Annotated in this window: 19 protein-coding genes, 1 tRNA gene and 4 pseudogenes; 20 read left to right on the top strand and 4 right to left on the bottom strand. The window is 39.9% G+C overall.

Going from position 1 to position 22031, the window contains the following annotated elements; all coding sequences use genetic code 11:
* The first annotated feature begins 56 nt into the window (after nucleotides 1-56).
* The 4 genes from tpiA (at nucleotide 57) to CIK86_RS08825 (ending at nucleotide 2373) form a co-directional block, all read left to right on the top strand.
* Nucleotides 57-806: a triose-phosphate isomerase gene (gene tpiA / locus CIK86_RS08840; protein WP_011327566.1), complete on the top strand. Its 750-nt coding sequence runs from the start codon at nucleotides 57-59 to the stop codon at nucleotides 804-806.
* Complete coding sequence (secG, locus tag CIK86_RS08835; protein ID WP_011327567.1) at nucleotides 807-1160, top strand: preprotein translocase subunit SecG; 354 nt, start codon at nucleotides 807-809, stop codon at nucleotides 1158-1160.
* Between the two features lie 85 nt (nucleotides 1161-1245).
* Nucleotides 1246-1330 (top strand) — tRNA-Leu (locus tag CIK86_RS08830).
* Nucleotides 1331-1575: 245 nt separating this feature from the next.
* Nucleotides 1576-2373, top strand: a complete 798-nt coding sequence (locus CIK86_RS08825) for an SDR family oxidoreductase (RefSeq protein ID WP_086993495.1) — start codon at nucleotides 1576-1578, stop codon at nucleotides 2371-2373.
* Between the two features lie 95 nt (nucleotides 2374-2468).
* Here the strand turns inward: CIK86_RS08825 and CIK86_RS08820 are convergent.
* From CIK86_RS08820 to CIK86_RS08810, 3 genes and pseudogenes are all read right to left on the bottom strand, one after another.
* Nucleotides 2469-3343 (bottom strand): annotated as a pseudogene (locus CIK86_RS08820) (IS30 family transposase).
* 236 nt (nucleotides 3344-3579) lie between these two features.
* The gene (locus tag CIK86_RS08815) at nucleotides 3580-3825 is read right to left on the bottom strand and encodes a hypothetical protein (RefSeq protein WP_011327603.1); all 246 of its coding nucleotides are present in this window, start codon (nucleotides 3823-3825) and stop codon (nucleotides 3580-3582) included.
* A gap of 106 nt (nucleotides 3826-3931) precedes the next feature.
* Nucleotides 3932-4375 carry a hypothetical protein gene (locus CIK86_RS08810; RefSeq protein WP_176359694.1) on the bottom strand — a complete coding sequence of 148 codons (444 nt, stop codon included), beginning with the start codon at nucleotides 4373-4375 and terminating at the stop codon, nucleotides 3932-3934.
* Between the two features lie 104 nt (nucleotides 4376-4479).
* On the opposite strand from CIK86_RS08810, the gene CIK86_RS08805 reads away from it, so the two are divergent.
* Nucleotides 4480-4863, top strand: coding sequence for a response regulator (locus CIK86_RS08805; protein WP_011327605.1), 384 nt, complete (start codon nucleotides 4480-4482; stop codon nucleotides 4861-4863).
* Nucleotides 4864-5037: 174 nt separating this feature from the next.
* On the opposite strand, the gene rpsT is transcribed toward CIK86_RS08805, so the two are convergent.
* Complete coding sequence (gene rpsT, locus CIK86_RS08800) at nucleotides 5038-5298, bottom strand: 30S ribosomal protein S20 (RefSeq protein ID WP_002958225.1); 261 nt, start codon at nucleotides 5296-5298, stop codon at nucleotides 5038-5040.
* Between the two features lie 253 nt (nucleotides 5299-5551).
* On the opposite strand from rpsT, the gene murJ reads away from it, so the two are divergent.
* From murJ to CIK86_RS08725, 15 genes and pseudogenes are all read left to right on the top strand, one after another.
* Nucleotides 5552-7132 (top strand): murein biosynthesis integral membrane protein MurJ, encoded by a 1581-nt coding sequence (gene murJ, locus CIK86_RS08795; RefSeq protein WP_254910748.1) that lies wholly within the window; start codon nucleotides 5552-5554, stop codon nucleotides 7130-7132.
* Between the two features lie 85 nt (nucleotides 7133-7217).
* Entirely contained in the window at nucleotides 7218-8144 is a 927-nt protein-coding gene (gene ribF / locus CIK86_RS08790; RefSeq protein WP_011327607.1) for a bifunctional riboflavin kinase/FAD synthetase, read from the top strand.
* 29 nt (nucleotides 8145-8173) lie between these two features.
* Entirely contained in the window at nucleotides 8174-11002 is a 2829-nt protein-coding gene (ileS, locus tag CIK86_RS08785; RefSeq protein ID WP_086997373.1) for an isoleucine--tRNA ligase, read from the top strand.
* Nucleotides 11003-11012: 10 nt separating this feature from the next.
* Nucleotides 11013-11513 carry a signal peptidase II gene (gene lspA / locus CIK86_RS08780; protein ID WP_011327609.1) on the top strand — a complete coding sequence of 167 codons (501 nt, stop codon included), beginning with the start codon at nucleotides 11013-11015 and terminating at the stop codon, nucleotides 11511-11513.
* The gene (fkpB, locus tag CIK86_RS08775) at nucleotides 11510-11950 is read left to right on the top strand and encodes an FKBP-type peptidyl-prolyl cis-trans isomerase (protein WP_011327610.1); all 441 of its coding nucleotides are present in this window, start codon (nucleotides 11510-11512) and stop codon (nucleotides 11948-11950) included. The genes lspA and fkpB overlap by 4 nt, the downstream gene beginning before the upstream one ends.
* Nucleotides 11950-12879 (top strand): 4-hydroxy-3-methylbut-2-enyl diphosphate reductase, encoded by a 930-nt coding sequence (ispH, locus tag CIK86_RS08770; protein ID WP_086997376.1) that lies wholly within the window; start codon nucleotides 11950-11952, stop codon nucleotides 12877-12879. Before fkpB ends, ispH begins: the two co-directional genes overlap by 1 nt.
* Before the next feature lie 47 nt (nucleotides 12880-12926).
* Nucleotides 12927-13343, top strand: a pseudogene (locus tag CIK86_RS08765) (alginate biosynthesis protein); the annotation flags it as partial.
* Nucleotides 13344-13449: 106 nt separating this feature from the next.
* A complete protein-coding gene (locus CIK86_RS08760; protein ID WP_086993120.1) occupies nucleotides 13450-14889 on the top strand; it encodes an IS66 family transposase in 1440 nt (479 codons plus the stop codon).
* A gap of 5 nt (nucleotides 14890-14894) precedes the next feature.
* A pseudogene (locus CIK86_RS08755) lies at nucleotides 14895-15518 on the top strand (histidine kinase); the annotation flags it as partial.
* A pseudogene (locus CIK86_RS08750) lies at nucleotides 15515-16215 on the top strand (LytTR family DNA-binding domain-containing protein). The pseudogenes CIK86_RS08755 and CIK86_RS08750, both read left to right, overlap by 4 nt.
* A 142-nt stretch (nucleotides 16216-16357) precedes the next feature.
* Entirely contained in the window at nucleotides 16358-16918 is a 561-nt protein-coding gene (gene pilV, locus CIK86_RS08745) for a type IV pilus modification protein PilV (protein WP_086993273.1), read from the top strand.
* 1 nt (nucleotide 16919) lies between these two features.
* Complete coding sequence (locus tag CIK86_RS08740; protein ID WP_011327615.1) at nucleotides 16920-17915, top strand: PilW family protein; 996 nt, start codon at nucleotides 16920-16922, stop codon at nucleotides 17913-17915.
* Nucleotides 17903-18406 (top strand): pilus assembly protein PilX, encoded by a 504-nt coding sequence (locus CIK86_RS08735; RefSeq protein ID WP_086993274.1) that lies wholly within the window; start codon nucleotides 17903-17905, stop codon nucleotides 18404-18406. The genes CIK86_RS08740 and CIK86_RS08735 overlap by 13 nt, the downstream gene beginning before the upstream one ends.
* A 1-nt stretch (nucleotide 18407) precedes the next feature.
* Entirely contained in the window at nucleotides 18408-21581 is a 3174-nt protein-coding gene (locus CIK86_RS08730) for a PilC/PilY family type IV pilus protein (protein ID WP_086993275.1), read from the top strand.
* 19 nt (nucleotides 21582-21600) lie between these two features.
* On the top strand, nucleotides 21601-22026 hold the full coding sequence (locus CIK86_RS08725) for a type IV pilin protein (protein ID WP_086993276.1): 426 nt from the start codon (nucleotides 21601-21603) through the stop codon (nucleotides 22024-22026).
* Nucleotides 22027-22031: the final 5 nt, after the last annotated feature.

Here is a 22031-nt window from a genome sequence, read left to right as displayed (position 1 = left end):
TAACTTTGGGCGAGTCGAGTTAATATCTCGACCGCTTTCTCATGTGGAGTGGAAAAATGGCAGCACGCAAGGCGATGGTCGCAGGCAATTGGAAAATGAATGGCTCTTTAGAGCTGGTTAAACAAATGTCTGATGCTATTAACAATGTTAAATCAAACGAGATAGACATTGTTTTATTTCCTCCGTTTCCGTTAGTGTCAGCAATGATAGCCAGCGGTGTTTCAACGGGAACTCAAACTGTGTCAGAAAATACCCCCGGTGCATTTACCGGTGAAGTTGATGCACAACTTATTAAAGAGTTGGGCGCCCAATATGTATTAGTAGGTCACTCAGAGCGCCGTAGTATATACAAAGAAAGCAATGATGTCGTAGCTGCAAAATTTGCTCGCGCACAACAAGTTGGTTTAACGCCAATTTTATGTGTTGGAGAGAGCGAAAGTGAGCAAGAAAACGGTAAAACAGAACAAATAGTTGCTGCACAAATTGATGCAGTAATTGAAAAATTAGGTGTAGCAGCACTCAAAGATTCTGTGATAGCATATGAACCCGTTTGGGCCATAGGCACAGGTAAGACTGCATCGCCAGAACAGGCACAAAGCGTTCATAAATTTATCCGTGACAAAATCGCTTCATTAAACAGCGATTTAGCACAAGGGCTAACCATCTTATATGGTGGTAGCGTTAACGAAAAAAATAGCGAATTATTATTTGCACAAACAGATATAGACGGCGGCCTAATTGGTGGCGCAAGTTTAAAAGCAGATTCATTTACTGCTATCTGCAACAGTGCAAAAGGGACCGTATAAATGTACGAAATTTTACTAGTAGTTTATTTAGTTGTAGCTTTAGCGCTTGTTGGAATGGTTTTAATCCAGCAAGGTAAAGGTGCCGATATGGGTTCTTCATTTGGCGCGGGTGCTTCGTCAACTGTTTTCGGATCATCAGGTGCAGGTAACTTTATGACTAAAACAACGACAGTTTTAGCTTCTGTGTTTTTTATATTAAGCATAGTACTGGGCAACCTTACTGCAAGTCATATTAAAAAGACTGATGAATGGGAAAACCTTGAAGCAGCACCCGCTTTAGAAACAGTTATTCCTGTTGAAGAAGATGTGCCAGTTACATCTTCGAAAGAGCAACGCTCTGACGTACCAAATTAATTTAGCGTAAAAGCTAAAACGTTAAACGATTTATACTCCTCAAATAAATCATAAAGTTTAACACCTAAGCGCAAGCTTAAAAAATGCGGATGTGGTGGAATTGGTAGACACGCCACCTTGAGGGGGTGGTGCTTTAGGGCATGGGGGTTCAAGTCCCCCCATCCGCACCAAATTTAAAACCCAGTAACTAACGTTGCTGGGTTTTTTGCTTTTAGCTAACGTTAACCTTTATTACCACAAAATCTCCTCACAAAATCACTTATTTAATCTAACAACAGATGCTTTTAGAACACACATTATTACTTGTGTAATCAGTTATGTAGCATTTTCATATAACAATAAAATCCTTGGTCCATTTAAACTATGCCGCAATGCTAAATTGATGCTAAGTTAAATAAAAAATAGGAGATAATTTGTGTCAAAAGTAGCGTTTATTTCAGGTGCAAGTAGAGGTATTGGTCGTGCAACAGCCATCGCATTTGCAAAAGCAGGCTATCGAGTAGCAATAACAGCTCGTGAATTAGATAGCGAGGTAGCACAGCAAAGTACGCAAGGGAGTTTAAAACAAACAGCCCAAATGATGGAACAATTAGGTTGTGAGGTCATTGCGCTAAAAATGGATTTACTTGATTTTAACTCCGTTGCTAGTGCTCTAAAGCAGGTGTTTGAACACTTTGGTAAAATTGACGTGGTTGTTAATAATGCTATTTATCAGGGGGCTGGCCTTAATGCTTCTTTACTAGATATAACGCAGCAAACGCTTGAAAAAGTTGCTAGAGGTTACATAGGCGCGCCAGTGCAAATAGCACAAGCTGTTTTACCAAGTATGTTAGCGCAACAAAGCGGTTGTATAATAAATATAACCTCGGGAGCGGGTGAAAAAGATCCGCCTATTCCTGCATCTAAAGGGGGCTGGGGTTATGCATACGGTGCAGGTAAGGCTGCAGTGTCGCGACTGTCGGGTATTATTTGCCGTGAACATGGTCATCAAGGTATTCGCGCTTTTACAGTAAACCCGGGAGTTGTTAACACTGAAACGCTAAGAGCGACTATTGGCGATCAGGGTATTAAAGGCTTGCAGCAGGCTGTAGCCGAACCGGATGAAATAGGTAATGTATTGTTATGGATTGCAGATAACTCTGCAGCAGATGAGCTGCAGTACAGTACCATCTCCGCACAAAAGTTAGCGCGCGAGTTAAACCTACCTAAATAATCGAACCTCATATAATCTTGCTGCTTTGTGCTAGGTCAATTAAGCGCAATTACAGCAAGGTTATAATTCTCGAATTCAAGTATTAAGTGCAATCATTATGCAGCCACCAGTATTTCTGATTGCCCCGTAAATAATTCATGAGGGGTTTTATACCCTCTTGTTTTTCTTGGCCGATGGTTGAGCTTATCAACTGCCGCCTGTATCTCTGCTTCACTTAGCGCCATAAAGTCAGTTCCCTTGGGGAAGAAGCGTCTAAGTAAGCCGTTGGTATTCTCATTTATGCCCCGCTCCCATGATGAATAGGGATGAGCGAAATACACATCAGCTTCTAATGCTTGTGCAACATGCTCATGGTGAGCAAACTCTTTTCCATTATCTAACGTCACGGTAATAACCCTATCTTTATATGGTGTCATACACTTGATCAGCGCATCGGCTGTTATTTTCGCATGCTTGCTTTCAATTCTGTGAACGACTGTATATAACGTTTTACGTTCAACCATTGTGACAAGCGCATTTTTACGCCCTTTACCTATCACTGTATCGCCCTCCCAATCACCAATCCTAGACTTTGAATCCACAATACTTGGGCGTTCATCAATGCTGACTCGATTAACTATCTGTCCACGTTTATCATAGCTTCCATAGCGTTTTTTATACTTTTTACATGCACGAGTGAGTGTCTTATGTAGCTTGCCACCACGAGCCTTGTCTCTGTAAATATATTAATCCAGTGAGTGACGTCCTCTGTTAACTTACTTGCTTTGAAAGATGACGTACGTCTTTGTACAGCAAAGTTATTGGCTTGGTTAGGCCGATAGCCTTTAAGTCCTTTATTGCGTTTTAGCTCTCTAGAAATAGATGACGGTGAACGAGTTAGTTCTTCAGCTATCTGCTTTTGGTTATTTCCTGCTTTTATTAACGCGTAAATCTGGTATCTTTCTTCTTGTGTCAGCTGTTTATATTTCATTAAAGCAATTTCCTTTGGCGAGAAAATGGCCGAATTATAACAGCTGGCCATCTAATCTGAGAAATTGCACTTATTATCCGAATTTAGGGTTGTAAAGTAGTAACTATACGGCGTTAATTCAGTTGCAGTTAACTATCGTAATGAGTTAGCAGTAGCTGCAATCAGCTTGGTTGTTAAATATTAGGCAAAAAAAAGCCCAGCTAAGCTGGGCTATAAAATATTCTAAGGAGAAGTGCTTAATTTTGGGTTACAGTAAATTGCCCAAAAGTATAAACTTTAAACAAATAAAATGTATTGATTAACACCAAACTCATATTCGAAACAATACTCGACGACATAAGATCTAAGCTAAATGATAAAAATAGCAAACCACAGGCACTAACCGCGGCAATACGCAGTAATGTGAGTTGGTTAATAAAGAAAGCACCTAAACCTAGTGCAAGTAATATCGTGTTTAAAAGCCAATCTAGCTCGTTTAGCATGGTAGTTTCAATAGTTCATTTGTTGAAAAAAGGAGCGCCATTATGTTGATCTTTTGCACACCTTTCAACCAAGTAATTTTAAATTTTCAGATTAGTTTTTTTAATGCTAAAAGAAAGCTTTTATTGCCGCAATAACGCCATTATCGGCAATTACTTTATATTTTTGACAGCTATTTGAATTAACCGTATCAGTACATAAATAAAGTACCTTACGCTTACTGTCTAGCTGTGGCTGTAAGTTTGAATCGAGGAGCCTTGCGCCGTAACCAAATACCCCCGGCCAATAAATGCTATTACTCACCATACCTAATTTATGATAACTAAGCAGTGTAGGCTTAGGGATTATAATTATTATAAATAGTAATAGTCCAAGCGTGGCCAGCAAGCTGCTTTTAGACTTTTGCGCTGCTTTATTGTTAGCGCTTGTATTAGCACTTTGTTTAATATTATTAGGCTTTGTAGTCGTACTGCGGTTTTGCTTGTTTTTTGTTGTTTTTGTACTTCTAGATGATTTACCTAGTAATGATTGTTTTTTTGTATTTGTAGACATAAAGCAAATCTGGCCTTTTTGGTGTAGTTCTCTATAATAAATAACTGTATTTAAAGCAAATGATAGCATTTGCAAACATTGCTTTTAGCCTATAAGGATCAAATATGAACACGCAGCTTGCAATTTTAATCGTTGACGATGTTAGTACTGTGCGCAGCTTTTTAAGCCAAACATTGATGCATTTAGGCATAGAAAACGTAAAAGAAGCATCAACTGCCGCACAATGTATTAATGAGTGTCGTGCTGCAAATTATAACATGATTTTTTTAGATATAGAGTTGCCTGATGGCGATGGTAAAGAGTTAATTGAGCAAATCAATCAACTGAACCCAGAAACAAACGTGGTTATGGTGTCGGCGCACTCAGGGGTTGAAAATGTAAAAGATGCGATTGATAAAGGAGCCAAGGGTTTTGTGGTAAAGCCTTTTTCTCCTAAAAAAATAGCAGCTATGCTGAAAAAGTTTTATCCCGAGCTAGAAGGGGTTTAATAACTTACGCACCATTTTATTAAAAGCGTTTATTTAAGCGCAACTGCTCTAAACAAGAATATGTGATGATTGTGCTGTGTGAATTGGCTACATACCTGTTTAATGCTGTAAATATTTAATATAAAGCAAAAAAAAACCGGCCAAGGCCGGTTTTTATATTCTTGCAAAAACAAATTATAGTGCTTTAATTTTAGCAGCTATGCGGCTCTTATGACGAGCAGCTTTGTTTTTGTGAATTAGACCCTTAGTTGCGTAACGGTCTAGGATAGGTGTAGCAACAGAAAAAGCTTGCTGTGCAGCTTCTTTATCACCAGCTTCAATAGCTACGATTACTTTTTTGAAGTAAGTACGCATCATTGAACGACGACTTGCGTTGTGCTGACGGTTTTTTTCGCTTGTAATAGCGCGTTTTTTTGCAGACTTGATGTTAGCCAAGGTTTGCTCCTAACAATCTTAAATAAAGCTTAAATTAAAGGCCGTGGAATATGCCTGTTTTTATCATGAATGTCAATTTAATTTTGACAATCCAAGAAAAACTGCTCCTTATAACGAACATCAATTTGCCGCTCTAGCAGTTAATATCGACATTGTAACAAAGCATGAGGATTCAGCCTAGTGCTTTAAAGCGATTTATAAAAAAGACTATGGCATAATTACTTATCTTAATGATTTTTAGTGTGGGTTTGCGGTGTCAAAAGGTTTATTTCGCTCCGGTATGATTGTTAGTTGTATGACAATGATATCGCGTATTTTAGGGTTAGTTCGCGATGCGGTTGTTGCAAATCTCTTGGGAGCCGGTGCTGCGGCCGATGTTTTTTTGTTTGCTAATCGAATTCCTAACTTTTTACGTCGTTTATTTGCAGAAGGTGCGTTTGCTCAAGCATTTGTACCTGTATTAAGCGAAATAAAAGAGCAGCAAGGCGACGACAAGGTTAAACTTTTTGTTGCGCAAGCAGCAGGGACCTTAGGCACTATTTTATTAATAGTGACTATTGTAGGTGTGGTTGCGTCTCCGGTAATTGCTGCACTATTTGGTACAGGTTGGTTTATAGATTGGTGGCAAGGCGGCCCTGATGGCGAAAAGTTTGAACTTGCCAGTGCATTATTAAAGCTGACATTTCCGTATTTGTTTTTTGTAAGCCTTGTGGCGTTAAGTGGGGCGGTTATGAATGTATATAACCGCTTTGCTGTGGCTGCGTTTACCCCAGTGTTATTAAATATATCTATTATTGCGTGTGCTATTTTTTTACATGACCAATTTTCGGTAGGTGCATATGCATTAGCTATCGGTGTATTTATTGGTGGTGTGGTGCAATTACTGTTTCAGTTGCCTTTTTTATATCGGGCAAAAATGTTGGCGCGGCCGCGCTGGGCTTGGCAAGACGAAAATGTAAAAAAAGTACGTAAATTAATGCTGCCTGCTTTGTTTGGAGTCTCTATTAGCCAAATAAACTTATTGCTCGATACCGTTATTGCTTCATTACTCATGACCGGCTCAATTGCTTGGTTATATTACTCAGACCGTTTAATAGAGTTTCCGCTGGGATTATTTGGTATTGGTATAGCAACGGTTATTTTACCGGCACTGTCAAAATTACACAGTAGTAAAAAAAGCAGCGATTTTCAGCATACCTTAGATTGGGGGGTGCGTTTTGTAATATTTTTGGGCCTGCCTGCTATGATAGGGTTAATGATTATTAGCCCACTTATTATTACTGTGTTGTTTGATCATGGTGCATTTAAAGAAGCGGGGATTGATCATGTTAAAGCGGTGAGCTTAGGGGTAATGGCTTATTCGGTTGGTTTAGTCAGCTTTATGCTAATAAAGGTATTAGCCCCTGGATTTTACGCCCGCCAAGATACTAAAACCCCAGTGCGCATTGGTATTATTACCTTGGTACTTAATATGGTGTTTAATATAATGCTTGCGCCTTTTATTGGCTATTTAGGATTGGCATTAGCTACTTCAATGTCGGCAAGTTGTAATGCATTTTTGCTTTACAGGCAGCTTAAAAAAGAAAATGTGTATCAGTTTTCGTCAATGAGCTTATATTTTACCCTTAAATGCTTTGTTGCAAGTATTGTTATGGGGTTACTGGTTTGGTTTACCAGCGAGCAGTATAGTTGGACGACTTGGCACTTTAGCGAACAGGTTATTTTACTCCTAGTGTTGCTAGCAATTGCAGGGTTAAGTTACTTTACGCTGTTATTTTTGATGGGTGTGCGACTAAATACGATAAAAAGTGTAGCAATTACTGAATCGAACTAAAAAAAAGATTATAATCGGCAACTCTGCAACTTCATTCAATTTTGAGTTGTGAATTAATAACTCGCTTAAAAAGGCATTGGGTGGCATGGAGTTAATTAGAGGTATACACAATATTCGCTCACAACATTTTGGTTGTGTGCTTACTATTGGTAATTTTGATGGTGTTCACTTAGGTCATGCTGAAGTATTAAAAGGCTTACTTATTGATGCTAAAGCAAATAATTTACCTAGTACGGTAATGTTGTTTGAGCCTCAACCACAAGAGTTTTTTGCTAAAAGTAATGCGCCAGCGCGTTTAACTCGCTTACGAGATAAACTGCTATTGCTCAGCGAGTTAGGTATTGAACGAGTTATTTGTATTAGCTTTAATCAGCAATTTGCAAATATGCATGCAGAGCAATTTGTTAGTGATATTTTAATTAAAAAGCTAGGCGTTAAAGCATTAACGGTTGGTGATGATTTTAGATTTGGCAAGCAGCGACAAGGTAATTTTGACTTACTAGTAAGTATGGGCAAACAAGCGAGCATGGATGTTAAAAGCACCGCGAGTTTTCGCCAATTAAATGCTAGAGTAAGCAGTACTTTAATTCGTGAAGCGCTTGCCGCTGGTGATTTAAGCACTGCAAAGGTAATGCTTGGTCACAACTATGCCATTTCGGGGCGTGTTATACATGGTTGGAAACGTGGCCGAGAGCTGGGTTTTAGAACCGCAAATATAGCGCTTAAACGTCAAGTTTGCCCGGTAAATGGGGTGTTTGCTGTGCAAGCAACCATAGCAGGGAAACAAGTTTATGGGGTTGCCAATATAGGCAATAAGCCCACCTTTAATGGAACTCGTGCCTTATTAGAAGTTCATCTTTTTGATTTTGCACAAGACATTTATGGACAATTTATGCATGTGGAGTTGATTAAAAAACTCCGCGATGAGAAAAAATTCGAGACATTAACACAATTAACGGCGCAAATAGCAACTGACGTTGCCGCCGCTAAGCAGTGTTTTGGTTTAAATTAGGTAGCCGATAGATACGGAATGTAGGATTAATGAGCGACTATAAACATACTTTGAACTTACCGGAAACACCGTTTCCAATGCGTGGCAATTTGGCACAACGTGAACCAAAAATGCTTAAAGCATGGTATGAAGACGACCTATATGGTCAAATTCGCAGTGCTAAAAAAGGTAAAAAAACCTTTATTTTGCATGATGGACCTCCGTATGCAAACGGCGATATCCATTTAGGCCATTCAGTAAATAAAATATTAAAAGATATTATTGTTAAGTCTAAAACCTTATCTGACTTTGACTCGCCATTAGTACCTGGTTGGGATTGTCATGGTTTACCAATAGAATTAATGGTTGAGAAAAAAGTTGGCAAGCCAGGCGTTAAAGTAACCGCGAGCGAGTTTCGCGAAAAGTGCCGTGCATACGCTAAAAAGCAAGTTGAAGGTCAAAAGGTCGACTTTAAACGTTTAGGTGTGTTTGCCGATTGGGACAAGCCTTACTTAACCATGAACTTTGATTTTGAAGCGAATGCTATTCGTGTACTTGGTCGTATTATTGAAAAAGGCCATTTACATAAAGGTGCTAAGCCCGTGCATTGGTGTACCGATTGTGGTTCTGCTTTAGCCGAAGCCGAAGTTGAATACCAAGATAAGCAATCACCAGCCATTGACGTACGCTTTATTTTTAACGACCAAGACGCAGTAGTAAGTGCGTTTGATTTAGCCGATGGTCATAAAGGTATAGGTAAAGTTGGTACTGTTATTTGGACTACCACGCCGTGGACACTACCGGCTAACCGCGCAGTAGCAGTACATGCAGAATTAGAATATGCACTAGTACAAGTTGAAGATGAAGGTAAGCAGCAACGCTTAATTTTAGGTTCAGAGCTCGTTAAAGATGCCATGGACCGTTTTGGTTTTAATAACTTTCATGTATTAGGTTACGTTAAAGGCGCGGCACTTGAAAATTTACAAGTAGCACATCCATTTTACGACTTTAGTGTTCCTGTAATTGTAGCTGAACATGTTACGACTGACTCAGGTACGGGTGTTGTACATACGGCTCCAGGACATGGTCAAGAAGATTTCGTGGCTGGACTTGAATACAAACTAGAAGTGGCTAACCCGGTTGGCGCAAATGGTGTGTACTTACCAGACACTGAGTTATTTGCCGGTCAGCATGTGTTTAAAGCCAATGCGAGCATTGTTGAAGTGCTTAAAGAGCATGGCGCATTAATGCATCACCATGCTATTACGCATAGTTACCCACATTGCTGGCGTCATAAAACGCCAATTATTTTCCGTGCTACACCGCAGTGGTTTATTAGTATGGATCAGGCTAATTTGCGTCAAGATTCATTAAACGAAATTAAAAACACGCAGTGGTTACCAGAGTGGGGCGAAAGCCGCATTGCAAACATGGTTGAGGGTCGTCCAGATTGGTGTATATCACGCCAACGCACTTGGGGTGTACCAATTGCATTGTTTGCTGATAAAGACACCGGTGCTATTCATCCAAATACGCAAGAGTTAATTGAACAAGCAGCCCAATTGGTTGAAAAGTCAGGTATTCAAGCATGGTACGATTTAGACCCAGCGACACTGTTAGGTGAAGAAGATGCTAAGCAATACATGAAAGTGCAAGACACTCTCGATGTATGGTTTGACTCGGGCGTATCGCATGCGTGTGTTGTTGATGCGCGTGAAGACTTAACTGGTCCTGCCGATTTATACCTTGAAGGTTCTGATCAGCATCGTGGTTGGTTTATGTCGTCTATGATGACATCGGTCGCTATTAACGGCCATGCACCATACCGCCAAGTACTTACTCATGGTTTTACCGTTGATGAAAACGGTCGTAAAATGTCTAAGTCGTTAGGTAATGTTATTTCACCACAAAATGTGATGAATAAACTAGGCGCCGATATTTTACGCTTGTGGGTTGCCTCTACCGATTACACTGCAGAAATGACGGTATCGGATGAAATATTTAACCGCTCAGCAGATCGTTACCGCCGAATTCGTAACACTAGTCGTTACTTATTAGCTAACCTAAATGGCTTTGATCCAAAAACAGATCAAGTAGCTGTTAATGATATGGTTGAGCTTGATAAGTGGATTGTTGGCCGTGCAGCACAATTACAAACAGAAATTTTAGCTGCCTACGATAGCTACCAAATGCTGTTAGTAACGCAAAAGCTAATGAACTTTTGTACCGGTGAGCTTGGCTCGTTCTATTTAGACGTAATTAAAGACCGCCAATACACAGCTAAGAGTGACAGCCACGCACGTCGTTCTTGTCAAACAGCGCTGTACCATATTGCTGAAGCAATGACGCGTTGGATGGCACCAATTATGAGCTTTACTGCTCAAGAAATTTGGGAAGCATTACCGGGTGAGCGTAGTGACTACGTATTTACATCAACCTGGTACGAAGGCTTACAAGCTCCTACTAACAGCCAATTTAGTAACGATGATTGGTTAGAAATTCTAACAGTGCGCGATGAAGTAAACCGCCTATTAGAAGCTGCACGTAAAGAAGAAGTGATTGGTGCAACGCTCCAAGCAACTGTTAATTTATATACAGGCAAAGCGCTCGCAGCTAAATTATTAGCACTTGGCGACGAGCTGCGTTTTGTATTTTTAACATCAGCAGTAAACGTAACCGAAGTTGATAGCCAGCCGGCAGATACACAAACTACCGAAATTGATGGTCTTTATATTAGTGTTGCTGCAACCGACGCACAAAAGTGTGAGCGTTGTTGGCATTATAGCGCTGATGTAGGTGTTGAGCCTGCTCACCCTGAAATTTGTGGACGCTGTGTAAGCAATGTTGACGGTGAAGGCGAGCAACGTCAATTCGCTTAGGAGTTAATTAGTGAGCAAACTAGCCCAAAAAAGTGGTTTAGTGTGGCTATGGTTAAGTCTACTGCTGTTAGTAGTAGACTTTGCTAGTAAAACACTTGTTGTAAGTAGTATGGCTTATCAAGAGTCGATTAATTTACTGCCTGTTTTTAGTATTACTTATGTACATAACTACGGTGCAGCTTATAGTTTTTTAAGTGATGCAGGTGGTTGGCAACGTTGGTTTTTAAGTGCTATTGCAATTGCTATTAGTGGATTGCTGGTGTGGTGGTTAAAACGCCTGCCAGCAACCAATAAAGTATTATGCGCTGCCTATTCATTGGTACTTGCCGGTGCAATTGGTAACTTATACGACCGTATTGCATACGGTTATGTAATTGACTTTATACACGTATTTTATAAAAACTCACATTTTCCGGTATTTAATGTTGCAGATTGCGCTATTTGTATTGGTGCAGCATTATTATTATTTGACGCCTTTACAGGCGAAAGTCCGAAGGAGCATAAAGCATGAGCCAAGCTGTAATTGGTGAAAACTCACAGGTTATTTTTCATTTTTCTATTAAGTTAGAAGATGGCTCTGCTGCCGACTCAACCAAAGTGCATAACAAGCCTGCTAAATTAACTATGGGCGATGGTAGCTTAACAGCTAACTTTGAAAAGTGCTTATTAGGCTTAAACGCAGGTGAGAGCAAAACCTTTGAGCTAGAACCAGAAGATGCATTTGGTCAGCCAAATCCAGATAACATTTACTATGTTGATCGCAGTAAATTTGGCCCAGAAACCCCAGCTAAAGTAGGCGCTATAATAGCGTTTACTCAGCCTGATGGTACCGAGCTTCCGGGTTTAGTACGCGAAGTGCAAGGCGAGTCGGTAACGATTGATTTTAATCATCCGTTAGCGGGTCAGCGTTTAACCTTTGAAGTAGATATTATTGAGGTGCAAGGTTAATGGAAATATTACTAGCCAACCCACGAGGCTTTTGCGCAGGGGTTGATCGCGCTATTAGTATTGTTGAGCGCGCTTTAGATATTTTTGAAAAGCCAATTTACGTACGCCACGAAGTGGTGCATAACCGCTATGTGGTTGACGGCTTAAAAAGCCGCGGTGCGGTATTTGTCGAAGAGCTTGATCAGATACCTGACGACAGCATAGTTATATTTAGTGCGCATGGCGTATCGCAAGCGGTACGCACCGAAGCAAAGCGTCGTGACTTAAAAATATTTGATGCGACCTGCCCACTGGTTACTAAAGTACATATGGAAGTAACCCGTGCGAGCCGCAAAGGCATAGAGTGTATTTTAATTGGCCACCAAGGACACCCAGAAGTTGAGGGCACCATGGGGCAGTATGGCAATGACGAGGGCGGTATTTACCTGGTAGAAACCGTAGAAGACGTCGCTAAGTTGAATGTAAAAAATGCTGACAACTTATTTTACTGCAGTCAAACAACGCTCTCGGTAGATGATACTGCTGATGTAATTGATGCGCTGCGCGCTAAGTTCCCTGCTATTGATGGGCCGCGCAAAGATGATATTTGTTATGCAACGCAAAATCGTCAAGACGCCGTTCGCGACTTAGCCGACAAAGTAGACGTGTTGTTAGTGGTTGGCGCTAAAAACAGCTCGAACTCAAATCGTTTGCGTGAACTTGCCGATAAAATGGGCACTAAAGCTTATTTAATTGACGATGCCACAAACGTGCAAGAGTCATGGTTTACTGGTATTAATGCTGTTGGGGTAACCGCAGGAGCATCAGCACCTGAAGTGTTAGTGCAACAGGTTATAACCCGCTTAAAAGAACTTGGTGGCAATCAAGTTACTGAAAATCCTGGCGAAGAAGAGAACATTGTATTTGCTGTTCCTATTGAGCTGCGCTAATCTGAATTAAATATATATTTAATTAATTAGCTTAAAAGGGAGCCGTTATGAGCAAATCGCCACAAGTGGATGGGTTGCTTTTTTCGGCTCTTTTTAATGAGCGAGGCGTACTTGCCTCATTAGTTGTATCGCAAGTTGTTGCTATTGTTCTGGCTTTTGCACCCAATGTAGAAGATGATATTTGGCTTCGCCTTGGAATAATAAGCTTATTTTTACACTTAATAGTGTTAGTCAGTACCTCTTCTTTATACTTCTGTAGATTTTTTTTACAAAAACGTACTCAAACTTTTTAGTTAAGTTTGTTTTTTGTCTTTTTTTTATTATCTACATGCATTTTTAGTATTTTATTCTCTCATTTTGCTTTTGATATAGATGATACAAATAGCCTAATTTATTTCATACTTCGTAATTGTATTATAGTGGCTTTACTGACTGCTTTATTCGTCCAGTTTTTATTAATTTATTGTAACTATTCACCAAGACAAATTATTTTCTAAGGATCTTTTTTAGCTATTGACTGATCCTGCCAGTATGCCAAGCTAGAGCTATTACCCTATCGCTCTAGCTTTAATGAATTTAAACAGCATAAATATCACTGAAATAGTTGAGCAAACTAAAACTCAGTTACAAGAAGATAAAACACTCTCGCCAGCGTTGAAGATGTCTATTGAACTCATTCTTGTTGTCGTTGTTATGCTAGCTAGTAAATTAGGACTTAATAGTCAAAATAGTAGCATTCCTCCATCAAAAGATATCAACCGTACAAAGCCAACGAGAGAGAAGTCAGAAAAATCAGCTGGCGGACAAAAAGGCCGAGTAGGTAAAACGCTGACTCAAACAGAAACACCTGATGAGGTACAAGTCATTTTAGTTGACCGAGATTTTTTACCTAAAGGTCACTATCGTGAGGTGGGTTTTCAAAAGCGACAAGTCGTCGATATAGATATCAGTAAAGTGGTGACCGAATACCAGGCTCAAATCCTTGAGAATGAGCAAGGGAAGCGGTTTGTTGGTGAATTCCCCCAAGGTGTTAACGGTCCTATTCAATATGGTGTTGGTGTGAAAGCCCATGCGGTTTACTTATCACAATATCAATTACTCCCTTATAACCGCATTGAAGAATACTTTAGTGACCAACTAGGTATTCCGATCAGTGCCGGCAGTTTATTTAACTTTAATGAACAAGCAGCGGCACTGGTAAAGTCATCGGGCGCAGAAGGTATCATCAAAGCGGCATTACAAAGCCCGTATCAAACTTTGCATGTTGATGAGACTGGCATTAATATCGGCGGTAAACGGCGATGGCTTCATGGTGCATCAACGACTTGGTGGACTTATTTTTATCCTCATGAAAAAAGAGGAAAAATAGCGATGGATGAGGCCGGTATTTTACCGCACTTTACCGGTGTGCTATGTCATGACCATTGGAAGCCATATTATCAATATACCCAATGCCAACATGCATTATGTAATGCTCACCACATCCGAGAATTAGAAAGGGCTTGGGAGCAAGACGGCATGCAATGGGCGAAGGATATGCAAACCTTACTTAAAGAAATGAATAAAGCTCAAATAGATAATCCCGACCTAGATAAAGGGGCTAAACAGAAATATCGTGAGCAATATCAAAAAATATTGCTTCAAGGTGACGCTAAATGTCCACCACCAGATAAAAGTAGCCGAGTGAAAGGTCAGCGAGGCCGATTAAAGCGAACCAAATCCCGCGCATTATTGGAACGACTAAGAGATTATCAAGATGATGTTTTACGTTTCATGATGAGCACTGGCGTGCCATTTACCAACAACCAAGGCGAGAATGATATTAGGATGACCAAGGTTCATCAAAAAATATCGGGGTGTTTTAGAAGTAAGCAAGGAGCTGAAATGTTCTGCTTGCTGAGAAGCTATTTATCGACTTGCAGAAAACAATATGTATCTGCAAGCCTAGCCCTTGAGTTATTATTCAAAAATCAGCTGCCTGATATATTCATTTCAGATGAGGCTGAATAGTTACAATTTATTTTGAAAAAGAGCAGCAAACTAAAGCGCTTGCCCGCGCAGAGCTTGATGCATTACAAGCACGTATTCGCCCACACTTTTTATATAACAGTTTAAATACCGCTGCAGAGCTTACCCATCATGATGCAACCGCAGCTGAGCAGGCTATTTTAGCCTTAGCTGCTTTATCGCAAGCGGCAATGCGCTCAGGGCAAAGTGTGCCATTAGAGGACGAAATAACCCTTAGCAAGCAATATGTTGCACTAGAAGCATGGCGTTTTGGTAACCGCTTAAAGCTTGATTGGCAAATACCCAATGAGCTTCCCGCGCTTAATATTCCCTGTTTAACTTTGCAGCCTTTAATTGAAAATGCCGTGTGCCATGGCGTAGAGCCTAGCGAAACAGGCGCTGTCATTAAAGTTGAGCTGCATGTTACAAGTGGCTATTTAACTATTATAGTCACTAACCCAATAGCCGTGGCAACCACAAATACTCGGCCAAGTAACGGCATGGCGCTGGAAAATATTCGTCAACGACTTAATATTTATTACAAGGGTAAAGCGCAGCTCACTATTGCTAATAAAAATGGCGTATTTAGAGTGAAAGTAGTGATCCCTAAACATATTGAGAGTCAATTATGAATGTAATTATTGTTGATGATGAACCCTTAGCTAGAGCGCGTTTAGTACGTTTATTGGCGGCTCAAAATATAGTTGTACAAAATGAAGCGAGCAATGGCACAGAAGCACTTGCGTTAAGTAAAGTAAACCAGCCTGACTTAGTGTTTTTAGATGTTGATATGCCGGGTATTAATGGCTTGGAGGTAGCAAGTGAGCTTAACAAACTTGCAGTTCCACCCGCCATTGTATTTATTACCGCCCACCCTGAGCACGCGCTAGACGCATTGCAATTAAATGCGGCGGGTTATTTGGTAAAGCCTGTATCGGCGCAATCATTACAAAAAGTAGTTGAACAACTTGGGCGCTTAAATAAAGTACATATACAAAAACAACAAACAACAAAAATTACGTATCAGCTCGCGGGCACATTAAAAAGTATAGAAATGGAGTGTATTTATTATTTTGCTGCTGAAGAAAAATATACAAAAATGGTATTTAAACGGGGCAGTGCGCTTATAGAGCAAAGTTTAAAACAATTAGAAACCCTTTATCCCACACATGTTTTAAGAGTACACCGCAATACGTTAGTAAATAAAAAAAGGTGGTTGCTCTGCACTCATTAAGTAGCGGTAGCCATGCTATTGAACTACAAAACTGCAAAGAGCTGTTAGTGGTTAGCCGCCGTGAGTTAAAAACAGTTAAATCTAGCTTGTGTTAACTCATTTACTATAAAGCTATTTTGGCAAAAACAGTGTTTATTAACCGTTTATCAACAAAATCAACCGTTAGTCTTAGTAGTTCTTGAATCTATATTTTATTTGCATACACTTATAATCAGATAATATTTATTTGGTTTTATTATGTATTCACCCCCAATTAAGCGACGCAAAGGCTTCACTTTAATCGAAGTACTTATTGCTTTTATCATCCTCAGCTTTGGTTTGTTAGGCGCCGTTGCACTGCAAGCAAAAGCCAAACAAGCCAGTTTTGACTCTATGCAGCGTGCTGCCGCTGTGGCTTTAGGTAACGACATTATTCAGCGAATTCGAGCCAACGACAGTCCTCAGTTAGCTACTCATTATAAACAAACATTAACCAGTGAAACGCCAATAGCGTCGTCAACTACGTGTTTTTCCGGTTCATGCACTGCGGCGCAAATCGCGTTACTCGATATTGAACAGTGGAAACGCGCCATTCGTGCTCGTGAAAATACCGGCTCATTAGATGATGCGACTGTGTGTATAAACCCGGCAGGAGTGGCCGGCACTGGCGGTAAAGCATTTAATTTAGAGGTAGTAATCTCCTGGCAAGGTCGTCAAGAGTTTAAAGCAAGTGATGCAACAGGAGATGTTAGCTGTGGTACTGCAGATAAAAAGCGTCGATTAGTGGTATTAACTAGCTATATTTATGTGAGGAGCTAGCATGAAACAAACAGGTTTTACGCTCATAGAAGTAATGATTTCGCTATTTATAGGTGGGTTAGTACTCGGTGGCGTTATGTTTACTTATATTGGTATGAAGGTAACTACTAAAGACACTATGACCATAGGCGAGCTTCAAGAGTCAGGGCGCTTAGCAATTAATATAATGCAGCGCGATATTGAGCAAATTGGTTTTTGGGGAACCTATTATGAAGATTCATTTACAGCTGGAAACACATCAACTTTACCAGCTCCAACAAACGATTGTTTTGAAGGCTTAAATAACGGCAGCTTTCCAGATTTAGCCAGCAGCAGTAATTTTAGAACTATATATGCTAAAACGGCTGATGGTACAAAAGAACTGAATTGCATTAATAACCCGATAAAAAAAACCGATATTCTTCAGCTTAAATTTTTGCAAGGAAATCAGCTTACGGTAGAGGCAGGGACTAATGAAACACAAATAAATCAAAATTACTTTATTGCCGAACAAGAGCAAGCACAATTTGTACGCGGAGTTGTTGATCAAAGTACATTAAATACAAATGCGACAGTATGGCCTTATAGCCATCATACTTATTATATTACTGAGCAAACATATACAGTAAATAATCAAAGCTTGACTGTACCAGCGTTAATGAGAGAGCGTTTAGTAGCGGACGAGGTAAGAGCAGAGACTATTATGGAAGGGGTTGAAAACATGCGTTTTGTATTTGGTTTAGACACTACCAATGATAGCCGAGTAGATACTTACCGCAGCATTAACGACATGACTTCCACAGATTGGGAAAATCGAAAAGGCATTTTAACCGTACAATTATTTTTATTGATTAGAGCATTGCAACCCGATCCTGGAGTTAAAATTAAAAATCAAAAATATATACTGGGTGAAGATAGCGATAAACGAGAGCTAACATTTACCGATAATTACAGACGTACGGTATTTACTACCACTATTCGTTTAAATAATGTGGGGGCTAACTTATGGCGCATTTAAAAAATATACCGAATAAACAGCGGGGTGTAGTGCTTATTACAGCATTGATAATGGTAATAGCTGTAACAGGCATCGCTGTAACATTAATGAGTAGTAGCACTATAGATATTAAAATCACCAATGCAGCTCAAGAGCGTGAAGTTGCTGAAAATGAGTTGATTGGCGAAGTGCAGCGGATGATTTCGGGCGAAGCAAATAAGGGGGCAGGCAATCAGTTTTTTTTAACCCCAGACGAAGTAACCAGCATTGCATCAGGCGATGAGAGTGGCATGGTAATAGCTAAGCATAATGACATGCAAAGTAAAATGATTAACTTAAATAAAGGGGCACTCAATTTAGAATGCCCACGCCGATTTAATTTTACCGCAGGAGTATCCTGCAATATGGTGCAAGTAGCTACCACTATAGAATATGGTTCAAAAAGTAAGCATCAACTAACCATAGTTACTGGTGTAGCCCAAGAAATGGCTAGCACAGGTAAGGGGATTTAAAATGAAGTTTAAATTAATTGTAGTTATAGCCTCATTGATGAGCTTAACTATTAATATGTCAGCAAGCGCTGAAGATATAGAGCTTTATGTAAATCATAATGTAGAGACTAATGAAAAGCCACGGGTCATGATGATTTTTGATACATCTGGAAGTATGGCCTGGGACGTTACTGATGGTAAGCAATGCTATAAAAGAAATAGTGATGGTTTCTATCAAAGTGAGTGTTTTAAAAGTAAAGCGAGTTACACTTGGTACCAGCAGTGTTATAAATCAGTGAACGGGTATGCAGAGCCTATATGTGAAGATAGCCGCTTACAGGTTGCACAAAATGCGATAAAACAATTAGCAAATGACAACGAAGATATTGATTTTGGACTAATGCGTTTTAATGGGGATAACGGTGGTTATGTTTTAGCAAGAGTGGGGGCCGATAAAGTAATTTTATTGAATAAAATAGATGAGTTGCCAGCAAATGGTGCAACGCCTTTGACTGAAACATTATGGGAAGCTTATTTATACATAACAGGACAAAAAGTATATTACGGTACTAATACAAACGAACGTGACAAAACAGCCGAATCTTCTGGGTATTATAAATCGCCTTTTATCCCAGTTACCGGTGAGCCACTTAGATGTGATAACAGTATTAATATTATCTTAATGACTGATGGAGACCCAAGTAATGACTCCAACAGAAATGATGATATTTACGATCTTCATCGCGACTATTTTTCTGAAAACCCACCTGTTGTTAGTAATAGTTATTTAGCAGCCCTAGCTAAAATAATTCATGGTACTGATGATGTGGAAGTCGATTTATATAAAAACACTAAGAATGTACTTGATATAGGCCGTGTATTTCCTATTGGCTTTGGTACAGGTATGAGTAATTCGGGTAAAAATTTACTTACTGAAACTGCTGATTATGGCGGTGGTCAATATTTGCATGCAAATACTGCTGCGCAGTTGTCTGATGCACTTAAAAATACAATTTCGCGCATTCGAGAAGTGAACGACAGCTTTTCATCGCCTTCTGTAGCGAGTAACAACGTAGATCAAACCCGTAGCCGCGATGCGATTTACTTTGCGATGTTTTATCCCGAAACCGGTGCGCGCTGGCGTGGTAATTTAAAAAAGTTGAAAGTTTCGGGTGATCAAATAGTTGATTCAAAGGCTAAGGGAGCGCTGGATGATAATGGCTTAATTAGCAAAGATGCAAAAACGTTCTGGCTGCCAAGTAATCAGCCTGCTGATGGTAATGCAGTAGCGCAGGGTGGGGTTAATTTACATTTAACTACTTTAGATACCCAAAGCCGTAACCTATATACCGAGAACCAAGGAGCGCTTGTTAAATTTAGCCCTACAGTGGTAAGTGATATTCTTAATACGACTCCAGATAATACACTTAGCTTAGCAAGTGATGATATAAAATGGGCGATGGGGGTTGATGTTGATGATGAGGACAGAGACGGCTCAAAGCAAGACCAACGACAAGATATTTTTGGCGATCCGCTGCACTCTAAACCTGTAGCAATTGATTACGGTAATGATGACGTTCGTTTGCTTATTGGCACCAATGCTGGCTTTTTACATATGTTTAAAGACGCAGGAAATACAGTGAGTGAGAGTTGGGCGTTTATTCCCTCTGCGCTATACAAGATTATTAAACCACTGCGTGAAAACCAGGCTGAAACTAAAGTTTATGGCATGGATGGAGCAATCAGTGTTTATTTTAGTAATAAAAGTTTAAACGGTGAAGGATTAAATGACGGCATTATAGATGCAAGCAAAGGCGATGAAGTATGGGCTTTTGCAGGAATGCGCCGTGGTGGTAAAAACTACTATGCACTAGATATTACAGCACCAAATGCTCCGAAAAAACTCTGGGATAAACCAATTGAAGGCGGGAAAGGTGACTTTACTGAACTTGCTCAAAGTTGGTCTAAACCACAAATAGCCTACATAAAAGCATTTGGCGATAAGCCTCTGCTGGTATTTGGTGCTGGTTACGATACAAATAAAGATGCTGCTATTCGTAGTGAGGATAAGACTGGCCGCGGTATTTATATTGTTGAAGCTAAAACAGGTAAAAAAGTTTGGGCATTAACACCCGGTGAAAATGGCTTTACAGGCAAGCACAGTATTGCAGCCGATTTAACCACACTCGACTCTGATTATGACGGCTATATAGATAGAATTTATGCGTCAGATACAGGTGGTAATATTTGGCGGATTGATATGCCGGGCAGTGATACTAGTGAGTTCAGCCATTTTAAATTAGCTGAGCTAGGTAGTACAAGTGCTACCCAAGATAGGCGTTTTTTTTACAAGCCATTAGTTGCGCGCACTATGTTTAGTAAAGTGACTCAAACCACCGGCGAAAAAGGGGAAGTAGTTACCACGCGCTTAGATACTCCTTACGATGCCATAGTTATAGGTAGTGGTAATCGCTCTAAACCGACTGATACTAATGAGCAAGATCAGTTATTTATGATTCGAGATGAAAATACAGTGACTAAGTCATTTAAAACAAGGGCACCAGCAACAATCAAGGCATCTGATTTAATGCTGATGAATAGCGACCCATTTGGTAATTTATTAGACGATGTAGATGGGTTTATTGAACTAGAGGCTGATTTAGCTAAAGTTAAAGGTTGGCGATATGAATTAGCAACCGGTGAAAAATCACTTGCCGCAGCTACAGTTGTGGGTGGAGTGGCTTATTTTACCTCGTTTACTCCGGCTTCAGATACAGCAACAGTAAATCAGTGTTCACTTAGTGGTGGTGGAGGCTCACTGTATGCGTTTCATTTACATTACGGCACTAAGGTATACGACGAGCTGAAATTTTCGACCAGTTATGACGTACCCGATACCCCGCAACTGTACTTTGGTGAAGGACCGTCGTGTGCTGATGGCAATGGTGATGGTAAATGTGACGATAACCCGACCGTTGATGTAAAACAGGAAAGCCAATTTTATTTAATTGGCCCGGGTATAAAAGGTAAAGATGCTCAAAACCCAATGAGACCAGTGGATGTTATTGGGCCGGGGTTAAAAGTAGTAGACGGAAAAATACAATTAGTAAATAAGGAGTCTGTCGGTTTTGGTTTTAAAACCCAGCAAACTTACATTTATAAGCGCGAAGAAAACGACGAAATCAAATCTAATTAAGATGATTAAGGGTGTTTAAATGAATAAAAAGCAACATGGATTTACCTTAATTGAGCTGATGATAGCAGTTGCTATCGTCGGTATACTTGCAGCAATTGCATTGCCTAATTATACAGAGTATGTGAAGCGTGCTTCGCGCGCAGAGGCAGTTGCTGCATTATTAGATGCAGCTAATAAGCAAGAGCAGTACTTTGTAGATAACAGAGAGTATACAGAATTAGCGAGTGATTTAGGGATTCAAAGTAAAACAGAGAATGGGCATTTCGAATTAGCGATTAAAGTAGTTGATAAAAATACTTTTACAATCACAGCAAAACCTATTGCAGGGCCGGTAAAAGGAGATGGTGATTGCACTGCACTATCTATAACTGATATAGGTACTAAAGGTGCGCAAGGAGCAAAAACAAACGAAGGAAAGGATATTGACTATTGTTGGGGAAGATAATTAGA

It is taken from the genome of Pseudoalteromonas sp. JB197, from assembly GCF_002332205.1.
Taxonomy (GTDB): domain Bacteria; phylum Pseudomonadota; class Gammaproteobacteria; order Enterobacterales; family Alteromonadaceae; genus Pseudoalteromonas; species Pseudoalteromonas nigrifaciens.
This window is presented reverse-complemented; position numbering and strand designations above follow the sequence as displayed.